14 protein-coding genes are annotated in these 17,592 nt (G+C 49.4%); 12 read left to right on the top strand and 2 right to left on the bottom strand.

Going from position 1 to position 17,592, the window contains the following annotated elements; all coding sequences use genetic code 11:
* Nucleotides 1-64: 64 nt before the first annotated feature.
* The 6 genes from AAC019_RS11380 to AAC019_RS11355 all read left to right on the top strand — a co-directional run bounded on the left by AAC019_RS11380 (nucleotide 65) and on the right by AAC019_RS11355 (nucleotide 7,783).
* Complete coding sequence (locus tag AAC019_RS11380) at nucleotides 65-2,170, top strand: TonB-dependent receptor (RefSeq protein WP_339899013.1); 2,106 nt, start codon at nucleotides 65-67, stop codon at nucleotides 2,168-2,170.
* Between the two features lie 36 nt (nucleotides 2,171-2,206).
* Nucleotides 2,207-2,470, top strand: a complete 264-nt coding sequence (locus AAC019_RS11375; protein WP_339899012.1) for a YkoF family thiamine/hydroxymethylpyrimidine-binding protein — start codon at nucleotides 2,207-2,209, stop codon at nucleotides 2,468-2,470.
* Entirely contained in the window at nucleotides 2,467-3,102 is a 636-nt protein-coding gene (pnuC, locus tag AAC019_RS11370; protein ID WP_339899011.1) for a nicotinamide riboside transporter PnuC, read from the top strand. The genes AAC019_RS11375 and pnuC overlap by 4 nt, the downstream gene beginning before the upstream one ends.
* Nucleotides 3,095-3,868, top strand: coding sequence for a phosphotransferase (locus tag AAC019_RS11365; RefSeq protein ID WP_339899010.1), 774 nt, complete (start codon nucleotides 3,095-3,097; stop codon nucleotides 3,866-3,868). Before pnuC ends, AAC019_RS11365 begins: the two co-directional genes overlap by 8 nt.
* A gap of 130 nt (nucleotides 3,869-3,998) precedes the next feature.
* Nucleotides 3,999-6,206 (top strand): alpha-glucuronidase family glycosyl hydrolase, encoded by a 2,208-nt coding sequence (locus AAC019_RS11360; protein ID WP_339899009.1) that lies wholly within the window; start codon nucleotides 3,999-4,001, stop codon nucleotides 6,204-6,206.
* Between the two features lie 311 nt (nucleotides 6,207-6,517).
* Entirely contained in the window at nucleotides 6,518-7,783 is a 1,266-nt protein-coding gene (locus AAC019_RS11355; RefSeq protein WP_339899007.1) for a hypothetical protein, read from the top strand.
* A gap of 92 nt (nucleotides 7,784-7,875) precedes the next feature.
* Here the strand turns inward: AAC019_RS11355 and uxuA are convergent, their stop codons facing one another.
* Together uxuA and AAC019_RS11345 are read right to left on the bottom strand one after the other, a co-directional pair.
* Nucleotides 7,876-9,057 carry a mannonate dehydratase gene (gene uxuA / locus AAC019_RS11350; protein WP_339899005.1) on the bottom strand — a complete coding sequence of 394 codons (1,182 nt, stop codon included), beginning with the start codon at nucleotides 9,055-9,057 and terminating at the stop codon, nucleotides 7,876-7,878.
* A 547-nt stretch (nucleotides 9,058-9,604) separates the two neighbouring features.
* A complete protein-coding gene (locus tag AAC019_RS11345) occupies nucleotides 9,605-9,877 on the bottom strand; it encodes a hypothetical protein (RefSeq protein WP_339899003.1) in 273 nt (90 codons plus the stop codon).
* Here AAC019_RS11345 and AAC019_RS11340 point away from each other — a divergent pair.
* The 6 genes from AAC019_RS11340 to AAC019_RS11315 all read left to right on the top strand — a co-directional run bounded on the left by AAC019_RS11340 (nucleotide 9,870) and on the right by AAC019_RS11315 (nucleotide 17,448).
* Nucleotides 9,870-10,871, top strand: a complete 1,002-nt coding sequence (locus AAC019_RS11340; RefSeq protein WP_339899002.1) for a glycoside hydrolase family 5 protein — start codon at nucleotides 9,870-9,872, stop codon at nucleotides 10,869-10,871. The two genes, AAC019_RS11345 and AAC019_RS11340, sit on opposite strands and share 8 nt — an antisense overlap.
* Nucleotides 10,872-12,130: 1,259 nt before the next feature.
* Nucleotides 12,131-12,958 carry a hypothetical protein gene (locus AAC019_RS11335; RefSeq protein WP_339899001.1) on the top strand — a complete coding sequence of 276 codons (828 nt, stop codon included), beginning with the start codon at nucleotides 12,131-12,133 and terminating at the stop codon, nucleotides 12,956-12,958.
* Nucleotides 12,959-13,065: 107 nt separating this feature from the next.
* Complete coding sequence (locus AAC019_RS11330; protein ID WP_339899000.1) at nucleotides 13,066-14,100, top strand: ABC-three component system protein; 1,035 nt, start codon at nucleotides 13,066-13,068, stop codon at nucleotides 14,098-14,100.
* Nucleotides 14,093-14,587, top strand: coding sequence for an ABC-three component system middle component 2 (locus AAC019_RS11325; RefSeq protein ID WP_339898999.1), 495 nt, complete (start codon nucleotides 14,093-14,095; stop codon nucleotides 14,585-14,587). The genes AAC019_RS11330 and AAC019_RS11325 overlap by 8 nt, the downstream gene beginning before the upstream one ends.
* On the top strand, nucleotides 14,584-16,470 hold the full coding sequence (locus tag AAC019_RS11320) for a hypothetical protein (RefSeq protein WP_339898998.1): 1,887 nt from the start codon (nucleotides 14,584-14,586) through the stop codon (nucleotides 16,468-16,470). The genes AAC019_RS11325 and AAC019_RS11320 overlap by 4 nt, the downstream gene beginning before the upstream one ends.
* A 153-nt stretch (nucleotides 16,471-16,623) precedes the next feature.
* Nucleotides 16,624-17,448 carry a toll/interleukin-1 receptor domain-containing protein gene (locus AAC019_RS11315; RefSeq protein ID WP_339898996.1) on the top strand — a complete coding sequence of 275 codons (825 nt, stop codon included), beginning with the start codon at nucleotides 16,624-16,626 and terminating at the stop codon, nucleotides 17,446-17,448.
* Nucleotides 17,449-17,592: the final 144 nt, after the last annotated feature.

Genomic DNA, 17,592 nt, shown 5'->3' with positions numbered 1-17,592 from the left:
GTGCCCCAATTACGACGCTATGTTAAGCAGACCGGGTCTCCTACACATTACCGGAGACTCCACCATGACTAAAACCCTAACCTTAAGTGCCCTTACCCTGGCGATAGCCGCGCAAACCCATGCCGCGGACCAAGCTATCGAAGAGATCATCGTCAGCGCCGACTTTCGCGCCGCGCCTTTGCAGGATATCTCCACCAGCGCCAGCGTGATTGGTGCCGACACCATTAAAGCCCGCGGCGCCGAGCACTTAGCCGGCATCTTAAACACCGCCCCCAATGTGAACTTCTCCACCGGCGCCTCCCGTGGGCGGTTTTTTCAGATTCGCGGTATCGGTGAGCGCAGCCAGTTTATCGAGCCGGTCAACCCGTCGGTCGGCCTGTTAGTTGACGGTATCGACCTCACCGGTATTGGCGCTGCCGCCACGACGCTGGATATCCAGCAAGTCGAGATTTTGCGCGGCCCGCAAGGCACTCTCTACGGCGCCAACGCGCTGGCCGGCTTAATCAACATGGTATCGGGCACCCCCACCCAGGACGTTAGCGGTGAGCTGTCGGCCACCGTGGGCAACTACGAGACCTACACCACCAGTGCGATATTAAGCGGCCCTATCAGCAATGATGTTGGGTTTCGGGTAGCACTGGAGCAGCACAGCAGCGACGGCTACCAGGAAAACGCCTTTTTAAATATCGACGATAACGCCAACATCGACGAGCAAACCGCGCGCGGCAAGCTTAACTGGCAAGTCGGCGACGCACTGGCGCTGGATTTTACCGCTATGTACGTCAACGTCGATAACGGCTACGACGGCTTCTCGCTGGATAATACCCGCACGACGCTGTCCGACAACCCCGGTCACGATCGGCAAGAGACGCTGGCTTTCTCCGTCAAAGCCAACTGGCAATTAAGCGATGAGTTCCACGCCGTAGTGCTGGCCAGCAACGCCAACTCAGACACCGAATACGGTTACGACGAGGACTGGGCCTATCCCGATATCTGTGTCGATTTCACCTGTGTTTACGACGGCTACAATTCTTTTGACAATTACCAGCGCGAAATCGACAACAGCACGCTCGATGTACGCTTGGTATCGGATCACGAGGCCGGCGAGCTGGGCTGGGTGGCGGGTGCTTACTACCGCGATCAATCCGAACATTTGCGCCGCGAATACACGTATTTAAGCGAAGACTTTTTAAGCGACTTTAGCAGCGACAACACCGCGCTTTACGGGCAACTGGAAATCCCTTTTAGCCAGACGCTACAACTGGTCACTGGCCTGCGCTACGAACAGCGCGATGCCAATTACCGCGATAGCGATGGCGTTAGCTACGAGCCCAGCGACGATATGTTGGGCGGTAAACTCGCGCTGGAGTACCGCCCCGATGAATCAACCCTGTGGTATGGGCTTGTCTCGCGCGGCTACAAAGCCGGCGGCTTTAACGCTAATAGCGACATACCTGCCGAAGACCGTGAGTACGACCCCGAGTTTTTGTGGAACTACGAAGCCGGCCTTAAAACCACCAGCCAAGATGGCCGCTTGCAAAGCCAAATCGCGCTGTTTTACCAAGACCGCGATGATCTGCAAACCAAGCAATCGTTAGTACAACCCGACGAAGGCGATATTTGCCCCTGTAGCTTTATCGACTACACCACCAACGCCGCCGCCGGCACCACCTACGGTCTAGAGGCCGAAGTAAACTGGCAAGCCAGCGATATGCTGAGTTTGTTCGCCAGCTTAGGGCTGTTACGCAGTGAGTTTACCGACTTTGTAAGCTTCGCCCACGCCGAGGCTGACCCGGACAGCGGCACCCCATACGACCTTAGTGGCCACGATTTACCCCACGCGCCCCACTACCAATTTACCACCGGCGCGGTTTTCAACATTACCGACCACTGGTACGCGCGCGTCGAGCTAGAGGGCAAAGATAGCTTTTATTTCTCCAGCCGCCACGAGGCGCAGTCGGAGTCCTACGAGCTGTTAAATGCCCGCATCGGTTACCAAACGGCGCAGTGGGAAGTCGCGCTGTACGGCCGCAACCTCACCGACGAAGACACCCAAACCCGCGGTTTTGGCAGCTTTGGCAACGACCCGCGCGACGGCTATAGCACCAAGCCTTACTATCAGTTTGGCGAGCCGCGCTTAATTGCCGCCACCGCCAGCTACCGGTTTTAAGTAAACTGGCCCAAACCCAACCATCAGAGAGCCACTATGCAATTATCCGTAGAACTCAGTATGTACCCGTTTAACGGCGATTATCTGCCGCCGATTAAAGGGTTTATCGACTGGCTCAATGAGCAGCCGGGCATCCGGCTGCAAACTGTCGCCACCTGTACCATCATTACCGGCGATTACGACCGGGTGATGGACGTACTGCGCGACGGCTTTAAAGTCAGTATGGAGGAACACGGTAAAGCAGTGTTTGTGGCTAAGTTTTTACCGGGCTTTGCCGCCCTGCCCGAGCAGGACGCATGAGCGACGGCGTAACCGAGCAAGTAGCCAGCGCCTGGCAGGCGATGTCGGGCTGGGAGATCGCCGCCGTTATCTTGGCGATTGCCTATTTGTTGTTGGCCGTGCGGCAAAACAGCCTGTGCTGGTACTGCGCGCTGGCCAGCACCGCGATTTACACCGCCCTGTTTTGGGATGTACAGCTGCTGATGGAGTCGGCCCTTAACGGTTACTATATGTTGATGGCTGTGTATGGCTGGTGGCAGTGGCACCACGGCGGCGCGCGCGATACCACGCTGCCGGTGCAACGCTGGAGCGGCAAAAAACACGCCCTGACCATTGTAACCATTGCGCTGCTCACCCTTACCTCCGGCAGCTTACTGCACCAATACACCGGTGCCGCCTGGCCCTATGTCGACTCGTTCACCACCTGGGCCAGCGTCATAACCACCTTTATGGTAGCCCGCAAAGTGTTAGAGAACTGGTTGTATTGGATGATCATCAACTCCACCTCAATCTTCTTATTTATTGACCGTGGCCTGTACCTAACCGCCGGTTTGCTGGTGACTTACTTAGTGATCTCGGTGTTTGGCTTTATCAGTTGGCGGCGGGACTACAATAACCACATTGATGCCACCACCGGGGCGGCACGTGCCTGATACAATCAGCTTACAAGCGGCACTGGCCAGCTGGCGCGAGTGGCCCCTACCCATTAGCGCCCCGCCCAAAGTGCTGGGCCCGGTGCCCGGTGGGCGCACCAACCGCAACGTTAAAATCGAAGCGCCGGGTATTAACGGGCCCCTGATATTGCGCCTTAACAACCGTCGCAGCGCGGCGCTGGGCATTGACCGCGACGCCGAGGCACAAATTCTGTTTAGCGCGGCCAACGCCGGTATTGCCCCGCAGCCCTTATATCAGGACCCGCAGCACCGCTTTGCCCTACTGCCGTTTATTAAGGCGCGGGTATGGCAGGCGGCGGACTTTGCCAACACCCAACAACGAGCGCGGCTGCTGCGCCTGCTGCGCTCGGTGCGCGAGCTCAGCCCGGCAACGGCCACCCGCTCTTATCACGCCTACCTCACCCACTATATGCAGCAGCTCGAGGCCGCCAACGCCGTCACCCCAGAGCTAAGCCAGCGCTGGAGTGAGTTTGTGCCGCCACTAAAAGCCTTTGATGCAGCGCCCTGGCCGGCACAACTCACCCACCACGACCTGATCCCCGAGAATGTGCTCGACACCGGTGGCCGCCTGTACCTTATCGACTGGGAGTACGCCGCCATCGGCCACGCCGATATCGATTTATGGTGCATCGACCCCGCTTTGGTACACGAACCCTTTATCCACGAGCTAGCCCGCTGGACCAACGATTTGTGGGAGCGCGTGCTGGCCCTACCCACCAACCAACAACCCAACGCCCCGGCATAGGCTTGGTTCTGGCGCTACACTGAAGTAACGTCAATTTTTGTCAACAATCGCAGGATACGCCCCACCAAACCCGGCGCAATGCTATGATGGTCACAATGACCATAACTAGATAAAACAGGACACCACCGTCATGCTCCGACTGTATCGAACACCCAAATATTTTGTGCTGCTTGCCAGCGTAATGCTGGCACTACTCTGCACCACCGCCCAGGCCGAAGACGGCTACCGAATGTGGCTGCGCTACGACGCCATCAGCGACACCAACCAGCAACAGCAATACCGCGAGCAGCTGCAACAAATTGTCGGCAGCGCACAATCGGCCACCCAACAAGCGGCCCGCGATGAGCTCGTGCGTGGTCTCAACGGCTTGCTGGCACAAAACACCAAGCTCAGCCAAAGCGCCGATGCCAGCGGTAGCCTAATTATCGGCACCCCTGCCAGCTCGCCCGCCATTGCTAAGCTCCAGCTGGATGCGCAACTTAACGCCGTGGGGCCCGAGGGCTATATCATCCAGCGCGCAACGCTGGCCGATAACCACAAGGCCACGGTAATTGCCGCCAACAGTGATACTGGCGCGCTTTACGGCGCATTTCATTTGTTGCGTCTGCTGCAAACCCACAGCGATATCAGCGACGTTAACGTGCAGTCGTCACCCTCGGTGCAACACCGGGTGGTCAACCACTGGGACAACCTCAACCGGGTCGTCGAGCGCGGCTATGCGGGATTATCCCTGTGGGAGTGGGGCAACCTGCCCGAGTACCAAAGCAACCCGCGCTATGTTGATTACGCCCGCATCAATGCCTCGCTCGGTATTAACGGCACCGTTATTAATAACGTCAACGCCGACGCGCGCATCTTAAGCGATGCCTTTTTAGCCAAGGCCGCCGCGCTGGCCGAGGTATTCCGCCCCTACGGCATTAAGCTGTATTTGTCGGTTAAGTTTAATTCGCCCATGTTGCTCGATGACTTTGACACCGCCGACCCGCTCGACCCCAAGGTGCAACAGTGGTGGCAAGAGCGCGTTAAAAAAGTGTACGAGTACATCCCCGACTTTGGTGGCTTTTTGGTTAAAGCCAACTCAGAGGGTCAACCCGGCCCGCAAGATTTTGGCCGCAACCACGCCGAAGGCGCCAATATGCTGGCCGACGCACTGGCGCCTTACAACGGCCTGGTGTTTTGGCGCGCGTTTGTATATGCGCCCGAGCAGGGCGACCGGTTTCGCGAAGCCTACGACGAATTTAAACCGCTGGATGGTAAATTCCGCGACAACGTAATTGTGCAAATTAAAAACGGCCCCATCGACTTTCAACCGCGCGAGCCGTTCTCGCCGTTATTTGGCGCGCTGCAAAAAACCAATATCGCCCTCGAGCTGCAAGTTACCCAAGAGTACTTTGGTTTTTCCAATCATTTAGCCTATCAAGGCCCGTTGTTTGAAGAAGCGCTGCAGGCCGACACTTACGCCCAGGGCAAAGGCAGCACCATTAGCAAAATCTTAGCCGGTGACGTGTTCGACTATAAACACACCGGTATGGCCGCGGTTATCAACCCCGGCACCGATCGCAACTGGACCGGCCACACCTTTGTGCAAGCCAGCTGGTACGCGTTTGGCCGCATGGCCTGGAACCTTGATTTAAGCTCCGCCGCCGCTGCCGATGAATGGGCGCGCATGACCTTTAACAATCAAAAAGAGGTGCTAAACCCCCTTAGCGACATCATGGCCATAAGCCGCGAGGCCGGCGTTAACTACCGCATGCCGCTTGGCTTAACCCACCTATACGCTCAGGGCCACCACTACGGCCCGGCGCCGTGGCACGATAAATCTGGCCGCCCCGACTGGACTGCCTTTTACTATCACAAGGCCGATAAAGACGGCATCGGTTACGATCGCACCAAAAGCGGCTCTAACGCCATCGAACAATACTTTGGGCCAATAACCCAACAGTTTGCCAAGCCTGAAACCACCCCTGAAGATTTAATGCTTTGGTTCCATCATTTACCGTGGGACTACACCATGCAATCGGGCAATACCCTGTGGCACGAGCTGGTAAATAAATACGACGAGGGCGTCGCCCAAGTGCGCGCCATGCAAACCCAGTGGCAATCACTCGAAGGTAGCATTGACGCCGAGCGTTTTGCCCAGGTACAAGCTCAGTTAAAAGTACAACTGCGCGACGCCATTTACTGGCGCGACGCCTGCATCAGCTACTTTGCCAGTGTTAATGGTTTAGCACTGCCCAAAGGCTCGCCCGAGCCGGCGCATTCGCTAGAGTTTTACAAAAGCCAGGAGAAAATCCGCTACGTACCCGACGCCTGGTATCCATTCCCATCCGGGCACTGATGCCGCACAAAGCGATGGCCCGGCACTCGCCGGGCCACTCGTTATAAAAGCTTAGACTCAAAGCCTTATCACCCCCCCAAGCACGCTGAAACAAAACTGCAACAGTTGTTTGGCAAAATCTTACCGCTCAACTAAGCTCATAAAAGCTCATAAAAGCTCATAAAAGCTTAGGCCCTCACACTCTGGTAAGAAACTCTAGGTGCCTCTTGGTCACTAGCTCGCAAAGTCTTGTCCGATTCACCATTAAAGCTATCCCACCGTTAGTCATACTAGGCCTTACGCTTGGTTATATTCTCGCGGTGATCAACCCTGTGCCTCTCTCGGATGAATGGCGCTGGATGCAGGCTTTGCTCATACCCTTTATTGAAAGCGATATTAATTTTTGGCAATACATTACCGGCGAATACTCTTTTTTAGGGCACTCGCACTATTTAACGCTGTTGTTTATCTATATTGATTATCAAATATTCGGTCTCGACTATACCCACATGGCCTATATTGGCTTAATCGCCTACTTACTCACTTGGGGCCTTTTGGTTTGGTATTATCTTGCTCTGCATCAGTATCAATTAAACACTCAGGGTTATACCTGTTTATTGCTGCTTACGCTTGGCTTTGCCAGCCCACTATCGGACTTCCCCTGGGGGCTAGTACTGTTTGAATACTTGTATTTTTTATTCGCACTCGCCCTACTGTGTCTGTTTGACTTAACCCTGCGCCATAAATTTAGCTTTTACGGATTTTTAGTGGCGTTTGCAGCAACGGTTGTTTTTACCGAGACAATTGGCTTAATGGCCGTGCTTACCGTACTGGGCTGGAGCCTTTTGCATAGCGCGCTTAAGCAATACCCATGGCGTAAAACAGCAACACTTTGGCTTACCTTTACTCTTATATTGTTAGCGCAATACTTGCTGCTCGGCTCGGGGATAGAAGGGCGCTCCAGCTTTAGTGAGTCTGCGGTCTCGATGTTAAGCAGCCTTGACTCTGTCTTACAATCGCTGTTTATCACCTTTTCTCTGCCACTCGCTGATCAAACTTTATTGTCTGAATCGTCGGTATTTCATGGGGATTACCGTATCTGGCAGGTATTGATTGGTATCGTGGGGTTGTTAATAACGCTTACGGGGATGGGCTATTACATGTTGGGCGGCGGCTTAAAAAAGAGTCAGCTACCCCTATTGTTATTTTTATTTTCGCTGGTGGCCTGGGTAACGATATTACTGGCAAGATACCAAGACGCCGGCGCTTATATTTTTGATGCGCGACGCTTTGCCCGATTTTTTACGGTCTATTACATCGCCGCGGCAATCGGTTTATCATTAAGCGACAAAAAGTCCGGCGGTAAAGCGGCCGCCGCACTAACACTGCTGCTCGCTGTGTTTTTTTCTTACGCAACTGTCACACAACACGCCCGGGCGAAGCACGTCGAGCACTACTTCACCAACGCCGAACAGGCCATAAAAAACACGCCGACCGACAAGACGGCTTTGGCAAACTCGATTCCACGCTGCAAAACCGAGCCATGCGCCGAAACCATTGCATTCTTACGCGAGCATCAACTGAGTCTTTTTAAATAATGCTACTACCTAACCACCAACATATTCAGGCAGCAGCATCACCCTATAACAGCCTCTGAGATCAAAGCTGACACGAATTATTACCTTGCAACTTATACCCCCAAGCGCGTAATCGCGTGAATCACCCCGCGCAACTCAGCCAAACCGCGCATACGGCCACTGTAAGAGTAACCGGGCTTCACTCCCTCGGCTTTTTCTTCGTCGGCCATTAGGTGTCCGTGATCGGGGCGCATGGGGATGGAGGGCATATCTTCACCGGCCTGCTGGCGACGACGCTCCTCTTTTAAGAGCGCGCTGATCAGCCCGACCATATCGTTATCGCCATCAAGGTGATCAGACTCAAAAAACGAGCCGTCTTCTTCGCGCTTAACATTGCGCAAATGCACAAAGTAAATACGCGAACCAAACTCTTCGGCCATAGCGACCAAATCGTTGTCACAGCGCGCGCCATAAGAGCCGGCGCATAAGGTTAAACCATTGGCCGGGCTGTCTACCGTGGTCAGAATTTTACGGGCGTCTTCGGCCGTTGAGACCACGCGGGGCAAACCAAACAACGAGAACGGCGGGTCATCCGGGTGGATACATAACTTAACGCCGCTTTCCTCGGCCACCGGCACCACGGCTTTTAAAAACTCCATTAAGTTGTGGCGCATGCCCTCGGTACCAAGGGCGATAAATTGCTCGATCGCGACTTTTATAGACTCGCGCGTGTAAGAGCCTTCACCCCCGGGCAAGCCGGCGATAATGTTTTTTTCAAGCAGCAGCTGCTCTTGCTCGCTCATGGCTTCAAAGCGGCTTTTGGCTTTATCGAGTACCGCCTGGGTGTAATCAGATTCGGCGCCGTCGCGCTTGAGCAGGTACACGTCGTAGGCGGCAAAATCGGTAATTTCAAATCGCAGGGCCTGACTGCTATTGGGCAGGCGATAACTTAAATTAGTGCGAGTCCAGTCAACCACTGGCATAAAGTTGTAGCACACCGCCGCTATGCCCGCTTTGCCCACGCTTCTGATGGACTCTTTGTAGTTTTCAATCAACTGCAAGTAATCGCCACTGCGGGTTTTAATATCGTTGTGCAGCGGAATACTCTCCACCACATTCCAATTTAACCCCGAGGACTTAATCAGCTCGTTGCGGGCGATAACGTCTGCGGCGGGCCAAACGTCACCGGTGGGGATTTCGTGCATCGAGGTAACGATATGCGTTGCCCCCGCCTGCTTAATTTTCTCCAATGATATGGAATCTGTTGGGCCAAACCATCTCCAGGACTCTTGCATTGTTTTTTATCCTACCATTTTATCGATTACTATCAGCCGTTCTGTATAGGCTTTGTTGCTGACGAAGTAAACCACGCCTGGGTTAAATAACGTTAACCAAACAGGCGTGTTTTGCTGGCGCTTACTAGTGGATTCGCCCGTCGATGGAAATACTGCCATTCATTGACCGGGCCGTAACAACCACCGGTAGCCACCATAGGAGCCAAAACTCGACGATACACCAATAACTGGCGTACAGCTGAGGTATCACAGCCAGACGGCGATCAACGCCGCACAGCCTTGCGCCGACAGTAAAATAATGCCACCCCAGCTTTCAACGCACGACCGTCTATTATCTGATACTGGCAAGGCTCTGCTAAAACGTCCAGCCAAACAATTGCTCGTCCTCGTCTTGCGTGTTGTAAGGGGGTGCTCGTGATACTAACAGTGCCCTACCGAGGCTATTAGCGGTTAGCTATCGATGATAGCAGCCTGATGCCGCAATGTCGTTGCGCAAACTCTTCAGATTACACATCGATTGCCTTAAGCCGCATTTAAAAAATTAACTTTACATATAATATATACTGAAAGAGCCCATTGCGATCTTACTTCTCAGGATTTTCGCCCTACTGCTCTGCCTGACGTTTACCGCCTGCGGCAGCTCTGGCGGGGGCAGCAACCCCAGCGTAGCCCCGCTATCGTCCAGCTCATCGTCCACCGCAAGCGCCAACGCTTCCAGCTCGATCAGCTCGGCCGCCCCCGCATCACCCGGCAGCTCTAGCACAAGCTCGGGCGACAACAACCCACTTACCAGTGTTGCGCTAAGCCAGCGTATGGGCACCGGCTGGAACCTGGGTAACACCCTGGAGGCCATCGGCAGCGAAACCGCGTGGGGTAACCCCAAAGCCACCCCCGAGCTTATTAACGCTGTTAAAGCGGCCGGCTTTGATACGATTCGCCTACCGGTTGCCTGGAGCCGCTTCTCCGATGAGGCCAATTTTATCATTCAGGAGAGTTGGCTAGCCCGGGTTGAGGAGGTGGTGAATGACGCACTCGAGGCCGACCTGTACGTACTACTCAACCTGCATTGGGACGGCGGCTGGATGCAACCCACCTACGCCGAGCAGGCGTACGTTAACGAGCGACTCGCCATTATGTGGACGCAAATCGCCAACCGCTTTAACAGCTACGACGAGCGCTTACTGTTTGCCGGCACGAACGAGGTGATGGTCGAGGGCGACTACGGTACGCCTACTGAGGAGTACTACACCGTACAAAACGGCTTTAACCAAGTGTTTGTCGATACTGTGCGCGCCACCGGCGGCAACAACGCCTCGCGCTTTTTAGTGGTGCAGGGTTTTAACACCAACATCGACCACACCGTAAACTTTGCCGCCGTCCCCAGCGACCCGGCCAACGATAAACTGTTAATGGAAGTGCACTACTACGACCCATTTAACTTTACTTTAAATGAGGACAGCACCGTTACCCAGTGGGGCGACGATGCCGCCGACCCGGCCAAAACCGAAAGCTGGGCCCATGAGGATCATCTAAACGCGCAGTTTACAAAAATGCAGGACACCTATGTCGCCCATGGCGTGGGCGTTATTCTGGGCGAGTACGGCGCCATCCGTCGTGCCGACAATACCGAACACGAAGCCTATCGTATTGCCTGGAACCGAGCCGTTACCGAATCGGCCTTAGCCCATCAAATGGTGCCCGTTTACTGGGATAACGGTGTTACCGGCAATGGCGGCTTAGGGCTGTTTAATCGCAGCACCGGGGCGCAGGTGTACCCCGAGCTGATTGAGGCGATAACAAGCGCGGCAGAATAAAGCGCTATTACCCACGCACAAAAAAGGCGACTTGCTTAGGGTCGCCTTTTTTATTTCGTATATCCAAACCTCTATAACTATGCACCCGCGCTCTGGTAGCCGGAACGAGCTGGACTGCGTAAATACACCGTATTGAAGGCGTAACGTGTTATATCTCACCCGAATGGCACTTACTTAGCAGACTGTTAGCACTGAAGCCCCGGCTTTTGTCATTCCCGCGCAGGCGGGAATCCAGAGCCCCCGGTATTTAAACCCACTGGATCCCCACCTGCGCGGGAATGACGAGGCTTAAGTAAGTGCCATTCAGATCTCACCCTTCATTTCTTTACCGTAAAGGTGACGCGCTGGCGATGTGGTCGACGCGGGCGCATTAAAAAAGGGGCGTGGATTTATAAGCCCGCGTCGCCGGGCGTGGCGAGTGACTTTTTTGTGTGGGAAATAAAACCAACGCCGCCCTAGCAGGCTATTGTAAAACCCCTTACGTACTCAGGCTTTCAGGCTGGTTCGTAATCTAGGCGCCATTTTGAAGGTGTGTGTCCACCCATCGAAACGTGGCAACGACGAGTACGGGCCAGCCTGAAAGCCCCGTGGGGCGTGGTCTGAAGCGCACATCTGCCGCGCCTTATCTCTAGCAAAGGGAACCACCCTGTCCGTCGAGACAATGCACAGCAGCTGCACGCTTCAGGCCACGCTGAGCATGCAAGGGGTTTTACAACAGCCTGCAAGATTGCCAACCCCGCCACATCATGGCACAGTAAGCCACATAGCGCGTAAGGGGTATGGTTGAAAACCAAACCTGCCAGAAGGCAGGCACCACTCCCTCAGAGATAGCCAGTCAGGAAGGTGAGACAACAAAGAGCAAAGCCCAGAGCGCCGTCAGTCTTTTCTCTCCTTTTTAGCCTGCCAATCATTCGCGGAACACTTAATGTAGCGCGAGGTGGTTGATGCATTTTTATTGTTTGAAATGTAAAACCTTACTCGCCTGACTTGTGTTACACAGCAGCACCGCTATAACTCTATGAAATTACTGGAGTTTTTATTCTTTATTGGGTGCATAAAAGACCTTATAGAGTCTCGTTAAACACAAGGGCTTCTTTTTGTAGTCGTCGAATGCCAATAAATATTCTCTAAATTATTGATTTTATAAGTTTTTTGTCGAAAAGTAATAAAAAGAGACATGAGCTTGTGTTGTTTAAACGAAATTCCGCCTAATACTGTTATGCCGCTAGTTGTATATCGAGGATGCTCTAAGGAATGAAATGGTAAGTACTGGAATTTCTGAATTCACTTTTGGGTATGGTTTTTTATATGAGCAAACCCAAGCAAATTGGAGCTCGTTGACTGCCGCCCCAATATTGCCAAGTCTCCAGAAAGAGAAGGATGAGGGCTGGGATGCGCATCTGCCATTGATAGGCACTGATTTCTATTACCAATTTAAGCTCAGCGACTATTTGTCCAATGGAAATGCAAAGTATATTAAAGATGGAACTTACATATCGCCCTATTATAGGTTTTCTTTGCACAAGCGTGACTACAATAAGCAGCACAATACATTAGTTAGGCATGCCAAAAACCATCCAAATACATTTTATGTTGCGCCTGAGTTTTCAGGGATAGAAAAATTTAATAGTGCCTTTCTGAGTAGACAGCTACTATCAAACTCTAGGCTAATTCCATTGAACGAATGCAAAGAGGAGCGCAACGCTGATCAGCATCATATTACGTTCCAACCTGGCAACAGAACCTGGAAAGTCCACTCAGAGGTGAGTTCTTTTGATTCTTCCAGAAGAGGAGATGAGATAGAAGCCATCTACCGGGAGTCGTCCATTCATTGGCGAGAGATCGACGAAAACTTCGCGAAAGAGATTTTTCTTAGCGTATCAAATCGAATAACTGACTCTGAGGTGGAGTCTGCTCTAAAATCAGCGAATGAAGAACTTCTCGATATCGAGCAAAAGAATAGAAATAGGAATGGCTATCTAAGGCGTGCTGCAGACCTGCTATCCATTAACTTCGGAGTCGCACTTGTTGTTGTAGGATCTACCGAGTATAAGCAGCATAACAAGAAAAATCCGGAGCACGCGTAAATTCGCCTCTGTTTTGGGCGTTATGTGCGCGAGCAGTTTTTATGCTTCATTCGGCTATTAGTTAATATATCAGATAGCAAGATTAGATAAAAAAGGATCGTATAGTTTTGAATTCTGGGAAACACGTTACAGTACAAAACCAGATATCCACAATGTCTGCGGATGAATGGGAAGAGTTTATTGAGGAGTGGATGAGTCATAGGTCGTCAGATTATTATGACTTTGAACGACTTGGTGGCGCCGGAGATCAGGGTAGAGATGTAGTCGGCTACGTAGACAATCCTGTTGGAAACGATGTCTATATTTGGGATAACTATCAGTGCAAGCATTACGCTGCCCCACTGTCTCCATCAAAAATATGGAAGGAGATCGGAAAAATCTGCTACTACTCTTTTGTGAATGACTACCCGTTTCCAAGGAAGTATTATTTTATAGCCCCTTTGGGGATTGGAACGAAGCTTTCTAACTTACTAAAAAAGCCTGACGACTTGAAGAAAGAGCTGTTTGAAAAATGGGAAAACTACTGTAGAAACGACATAACTGAAATCAGTAAAATTGAATTAACAGATGAACTAAAAGAATATATAGGAAACCTAGATTTTAGCGCCTTTGACAAGATCGCTACAATTAAAATCATTATGGAACATAGTAAAACTCAATTTCACGTCGTGAGATTTGGAGTTCCATTACCAGAAAGGCCTATTACTCCAGAAGTTCCTGAAAACGTAGGAAACAATGAGATAACCTACGTGACAAAGTTGCTTTCTGCATACGATAGTCATGCTGAAGAAAGTATCACCAATGTGGATGAGGCTAATAATCTAAAACCCTACAAAAAACATCTAAAACGATCTCGCGAAGATTTCGCTAATGCTGAAGCATTAAGGAATTTCTCAAGAGATACTATGCCAAATGGCTCATTTGATAGCATTCAGAATCAAATTAAGAATGGGATATCTGACATTTTAGATTCGAGCCATACAAGTGGCTTTGAGAAAGTGAAAGATGCGGTTAGTGAAGCTAAAAAGCTTCAGCTTCCACTTACTCCACTAACATCTTGCCTTACAGTTAATGATAGGGGCGGCATTTGCCATCAGCTGGCCAACAAAGATGACGATGTATCATGGTGTGAAAATGAGTAATTTATCAAGTTTGTTTAATTCTCCCATGGAATCAGGCCTACGTAGTTTGACGCTTTTAGTAGCCGCTTATCCACATTATTATGATCTTGAGAGATTGGTAATTTATGACTACCTGTTAGTTCATTCTGGGGATGTTGAGAATGGTCCCAAAAGCATACACCCAGATACGCCCCACCGGTCAGGCGAGATTTTAATAAAAAGGCCAATTATCGAAAGCGGGCTCAAAAACATGATTGCCAAGGGCTTAATCGAAGCCAGATATTCTTCATCTGGTATCACGTACGCTGCTACAGAAGTTAGCTCACCATTCTTGGACTCGTTGCAAGCCGGCTATACACGAAAAATAATTGAAATTGCAGACTGGGTTTTTGAAACATTTGGCGGGTACAGCATTGAGGATTTAAAGGGACTAGTAAATGACAAACTTGACGTTTGGGGTGGTGAATTCGTCAATGAGTCCATTGTTCGTGGAGAGTTTTACTTATGAATAATGGATTAGAAATAAAAAAACTAATTGCAACAGGCATAACTTGCAATGATGCGAGTATCAAGTTTTCGTCAAGCACACACGTAATAATTGGGCCCTCAAATACCGGTAAATCATATATCTTTCAATGCCTTAAATATTTATTGGGCAGCACAAAAAAACCTAAGAAAATTAAAGAGTCCTATGATTATGATGACTGCTACTTAGAAATATTCTTGGCGAATGAATCCACAAACACCATTCGTAGAAGCTTAACCGGCGGTGATGCGTTTTTATATGAATGTAGTTACGCTGAAATCCCTGATTATATTAATGAGCCGGAAATCCTGATCGTAGGAAGGAAAGCTACGAAAAAGAATCGAACGCTTAATTCGTATTTCTTGTCAGTCTCAAATCTAAAAGACAAGAAGGTTAGAAGGAATAAGAGCGGAGTTGCCGATAATCTATCATTTTCTTTCTTAAGGCATCTATTTCTCATTGACGAGATTTCAATAATTAAAGAGGATTCTCCTGTCTACACAGGTCAAAACGGGGAAAAACCTAAAGAGGAGTCAGTATTAAGAGTTCTGCTGACAGGGCAAGACGATAGCGGCATAGAATCTAAACCAAAACAGAAGGTTATTGACAACAGAAAAGGCCGCATGGAGGTTCTTGACAGTCTGATTGATGATTACCAAAGAGAACTTTCTGAATTTGATGTTATATCTATAAACCCAGATGAGCTAGGTGAGCAAATAGAGAAGTTAGGAGCCTCAATTGTATTTGAAAACGAGAGGCTAGAAGCACTCTACGAAAGGGTTGATGTATATGAGTCAACAATTGATAGCTATTGGACGAAATGGAAGGAAAGCGAGTCAAGATTGTTAACCGTTAATGAACTCATCTCTAGGCTTGCGCTTCTAAACCAGCACTATGATAGCGACTTGTCTAGACTTGAGTCACTGCAAGAGGCTAGCACTGCTTATACTAGCTTAGACATCGGACTATGCCCAATTTGTAACTCTGAATACGATTTAGAGAATCATGACGCTTGTAGTTCAGAGGATGTTGATAATATTTTGTTGGCATCCAATGCGGAGATTGCAAAGATAGATTCATTAAAGAATGAACTTGGAAAGACTAGAGATAATCTTGCTCTTGAAAAAGACAGTTTGCTTGTGGAAATCGAGAATAGTAAGTCAAACCATAACAGGGCCCAGATAGATAAATCACAATTCATATCAGAGTTCATCAAGTGCACTGTAAATAATCTAGATACTCTGCGAGTTACCCTTAGGGATCGTAAACATGCATTTAGGTTGGTAACGAAGTTAAATGATCTAATGGATCAAAAGTCGCTATATGAAGTTGAAATCGACCCTATGGATGGTGACTATAACTTTGATGAGCTGACTACCTCTACTACAAGTGATTTTTGCATGATTGTTCAGAAGCTGCTGAATGAGTGGGGATACGGAGAAAATACGTCAGTATCATTTAGTGAGGATACCTGTGATTTAGTAATTGATGGTTATGATAGAAACCTAGCGGGTAAGGGATATCGTGCCTTATCTTATTCGGCATTTAGTATCGGACTCATGCATATATGCTTAAAAAACGACCTTCCGCATAGTGGAGTAGTAATATTAGATTCCCCTTTGTGTACTTTGCGCTCAAGGCATGTTAAGAAATCTCCAGAAATAGACAATAACGACATCATCAGCGATGAAACTAAAGAGGCTTTTTATACTAGCATTGCTAAATATAAAGGGCTTGGACAAATTATTATTTTAGATAATGATGGGCCATCCAATCCAAAATCACTTGATATTGGATATACCGAATTCACAGAAGATAGAACCGTAGGGCGATATGGTTTTTTTATCCCAAAGAGTAATCAATAGGGCTGACGGTCTAGTCAATGGAATTTAAACACATAACAAGAAGCTACAAACTGACTCCGAAAACAGTCACTTTTTGTGCAAAAAAACCGCACAAAAACCGCCAGTTTGCTACGCAGTTGAGCTTGGCGTTAAACGTAATCCAAGGATTGAACATTGAAAGAGGAACATAGGTCTTATTTGCTAGAGCTGGATTATGGGAACCGGAAGGGAGAGCGAGACTTTGTAAAGGATATTTTGTCTCGATACGACAGAAACGCTTTGGTGGGATCACTCCTTTTCGTTAATAACAATCCGTATCACTTCGAGCTTCTGTGGCTTCTAAACTTCGAGAAATCACATGAAGATTTTGATAAGTATTTGGCTAGTAAATATCCGACTACGAGAAGAGCTTATAACAGGTTTGTTGATGATCTTTTGGCCTCGATGGAGAATAAGTCGTACAACGTTATTTCCGTGAGTACTCCGGAAGACGCGGATACCAATATGACGTCTGAAACAAATGGGGCGTTTTTCTTTCCAGACAGAGATGTATTTTTTGGTGTATGGGGAAAACCAGTCACTATGGATAAATTCACAGTGTTTTTATCTCATTCCAGTAAAGACAAGAAGTTTGTAGATGGCGTCTTTAATGAGCTTCAAAAATCTGAAGTTCGTGCTTGGTATGACAAAGAGGAAATTGCTCCGGGAGAAAGTATTACTGACAAAATAAATGATGGGCTAAGGAATTGTAATTTTGGTCTTATATTTCTTTCAAGAAATTTCCTAAACGTAAAATCAGGATGGACGATTGCTGAGGCAAATTATTTTATGCAGCAGAGAATGAGAGATAGTTCAAAAAAATTCGTGATCATCAATATCGATGTTGAGCATTCTGACATGCCTCCTCTAATGCAAGATTATAGATATATCGATGCTTCAAATGATGGATTTATGGATGACATAAAGAAAGCGATTAGCCATCACCAGAAAAACGTTTAACTAACGCGTCAATTAGGACACTCGCAAGCTCGCGCCTATTACGCGGTCGATAACTAATAAAGGAATCACCTATGGAAGATTGAACGACTGGGGTCAGATACCCTCTTGGAAATCAAGCGCTGATAACGGAATTTTCGCATTAAA

Source organism: uncultured Gilvimarinus sp., from assembly GCF_963975215.1.
Lineage (GTDB): Bacteria > Pseudomonadota > Gammaproteobacteria > Pseudomonadales > Cellvibrionaceae > Gilvimarinus.
This window is presented reverse-complemented; position numbering and strand designations above follow the sequence as displayed.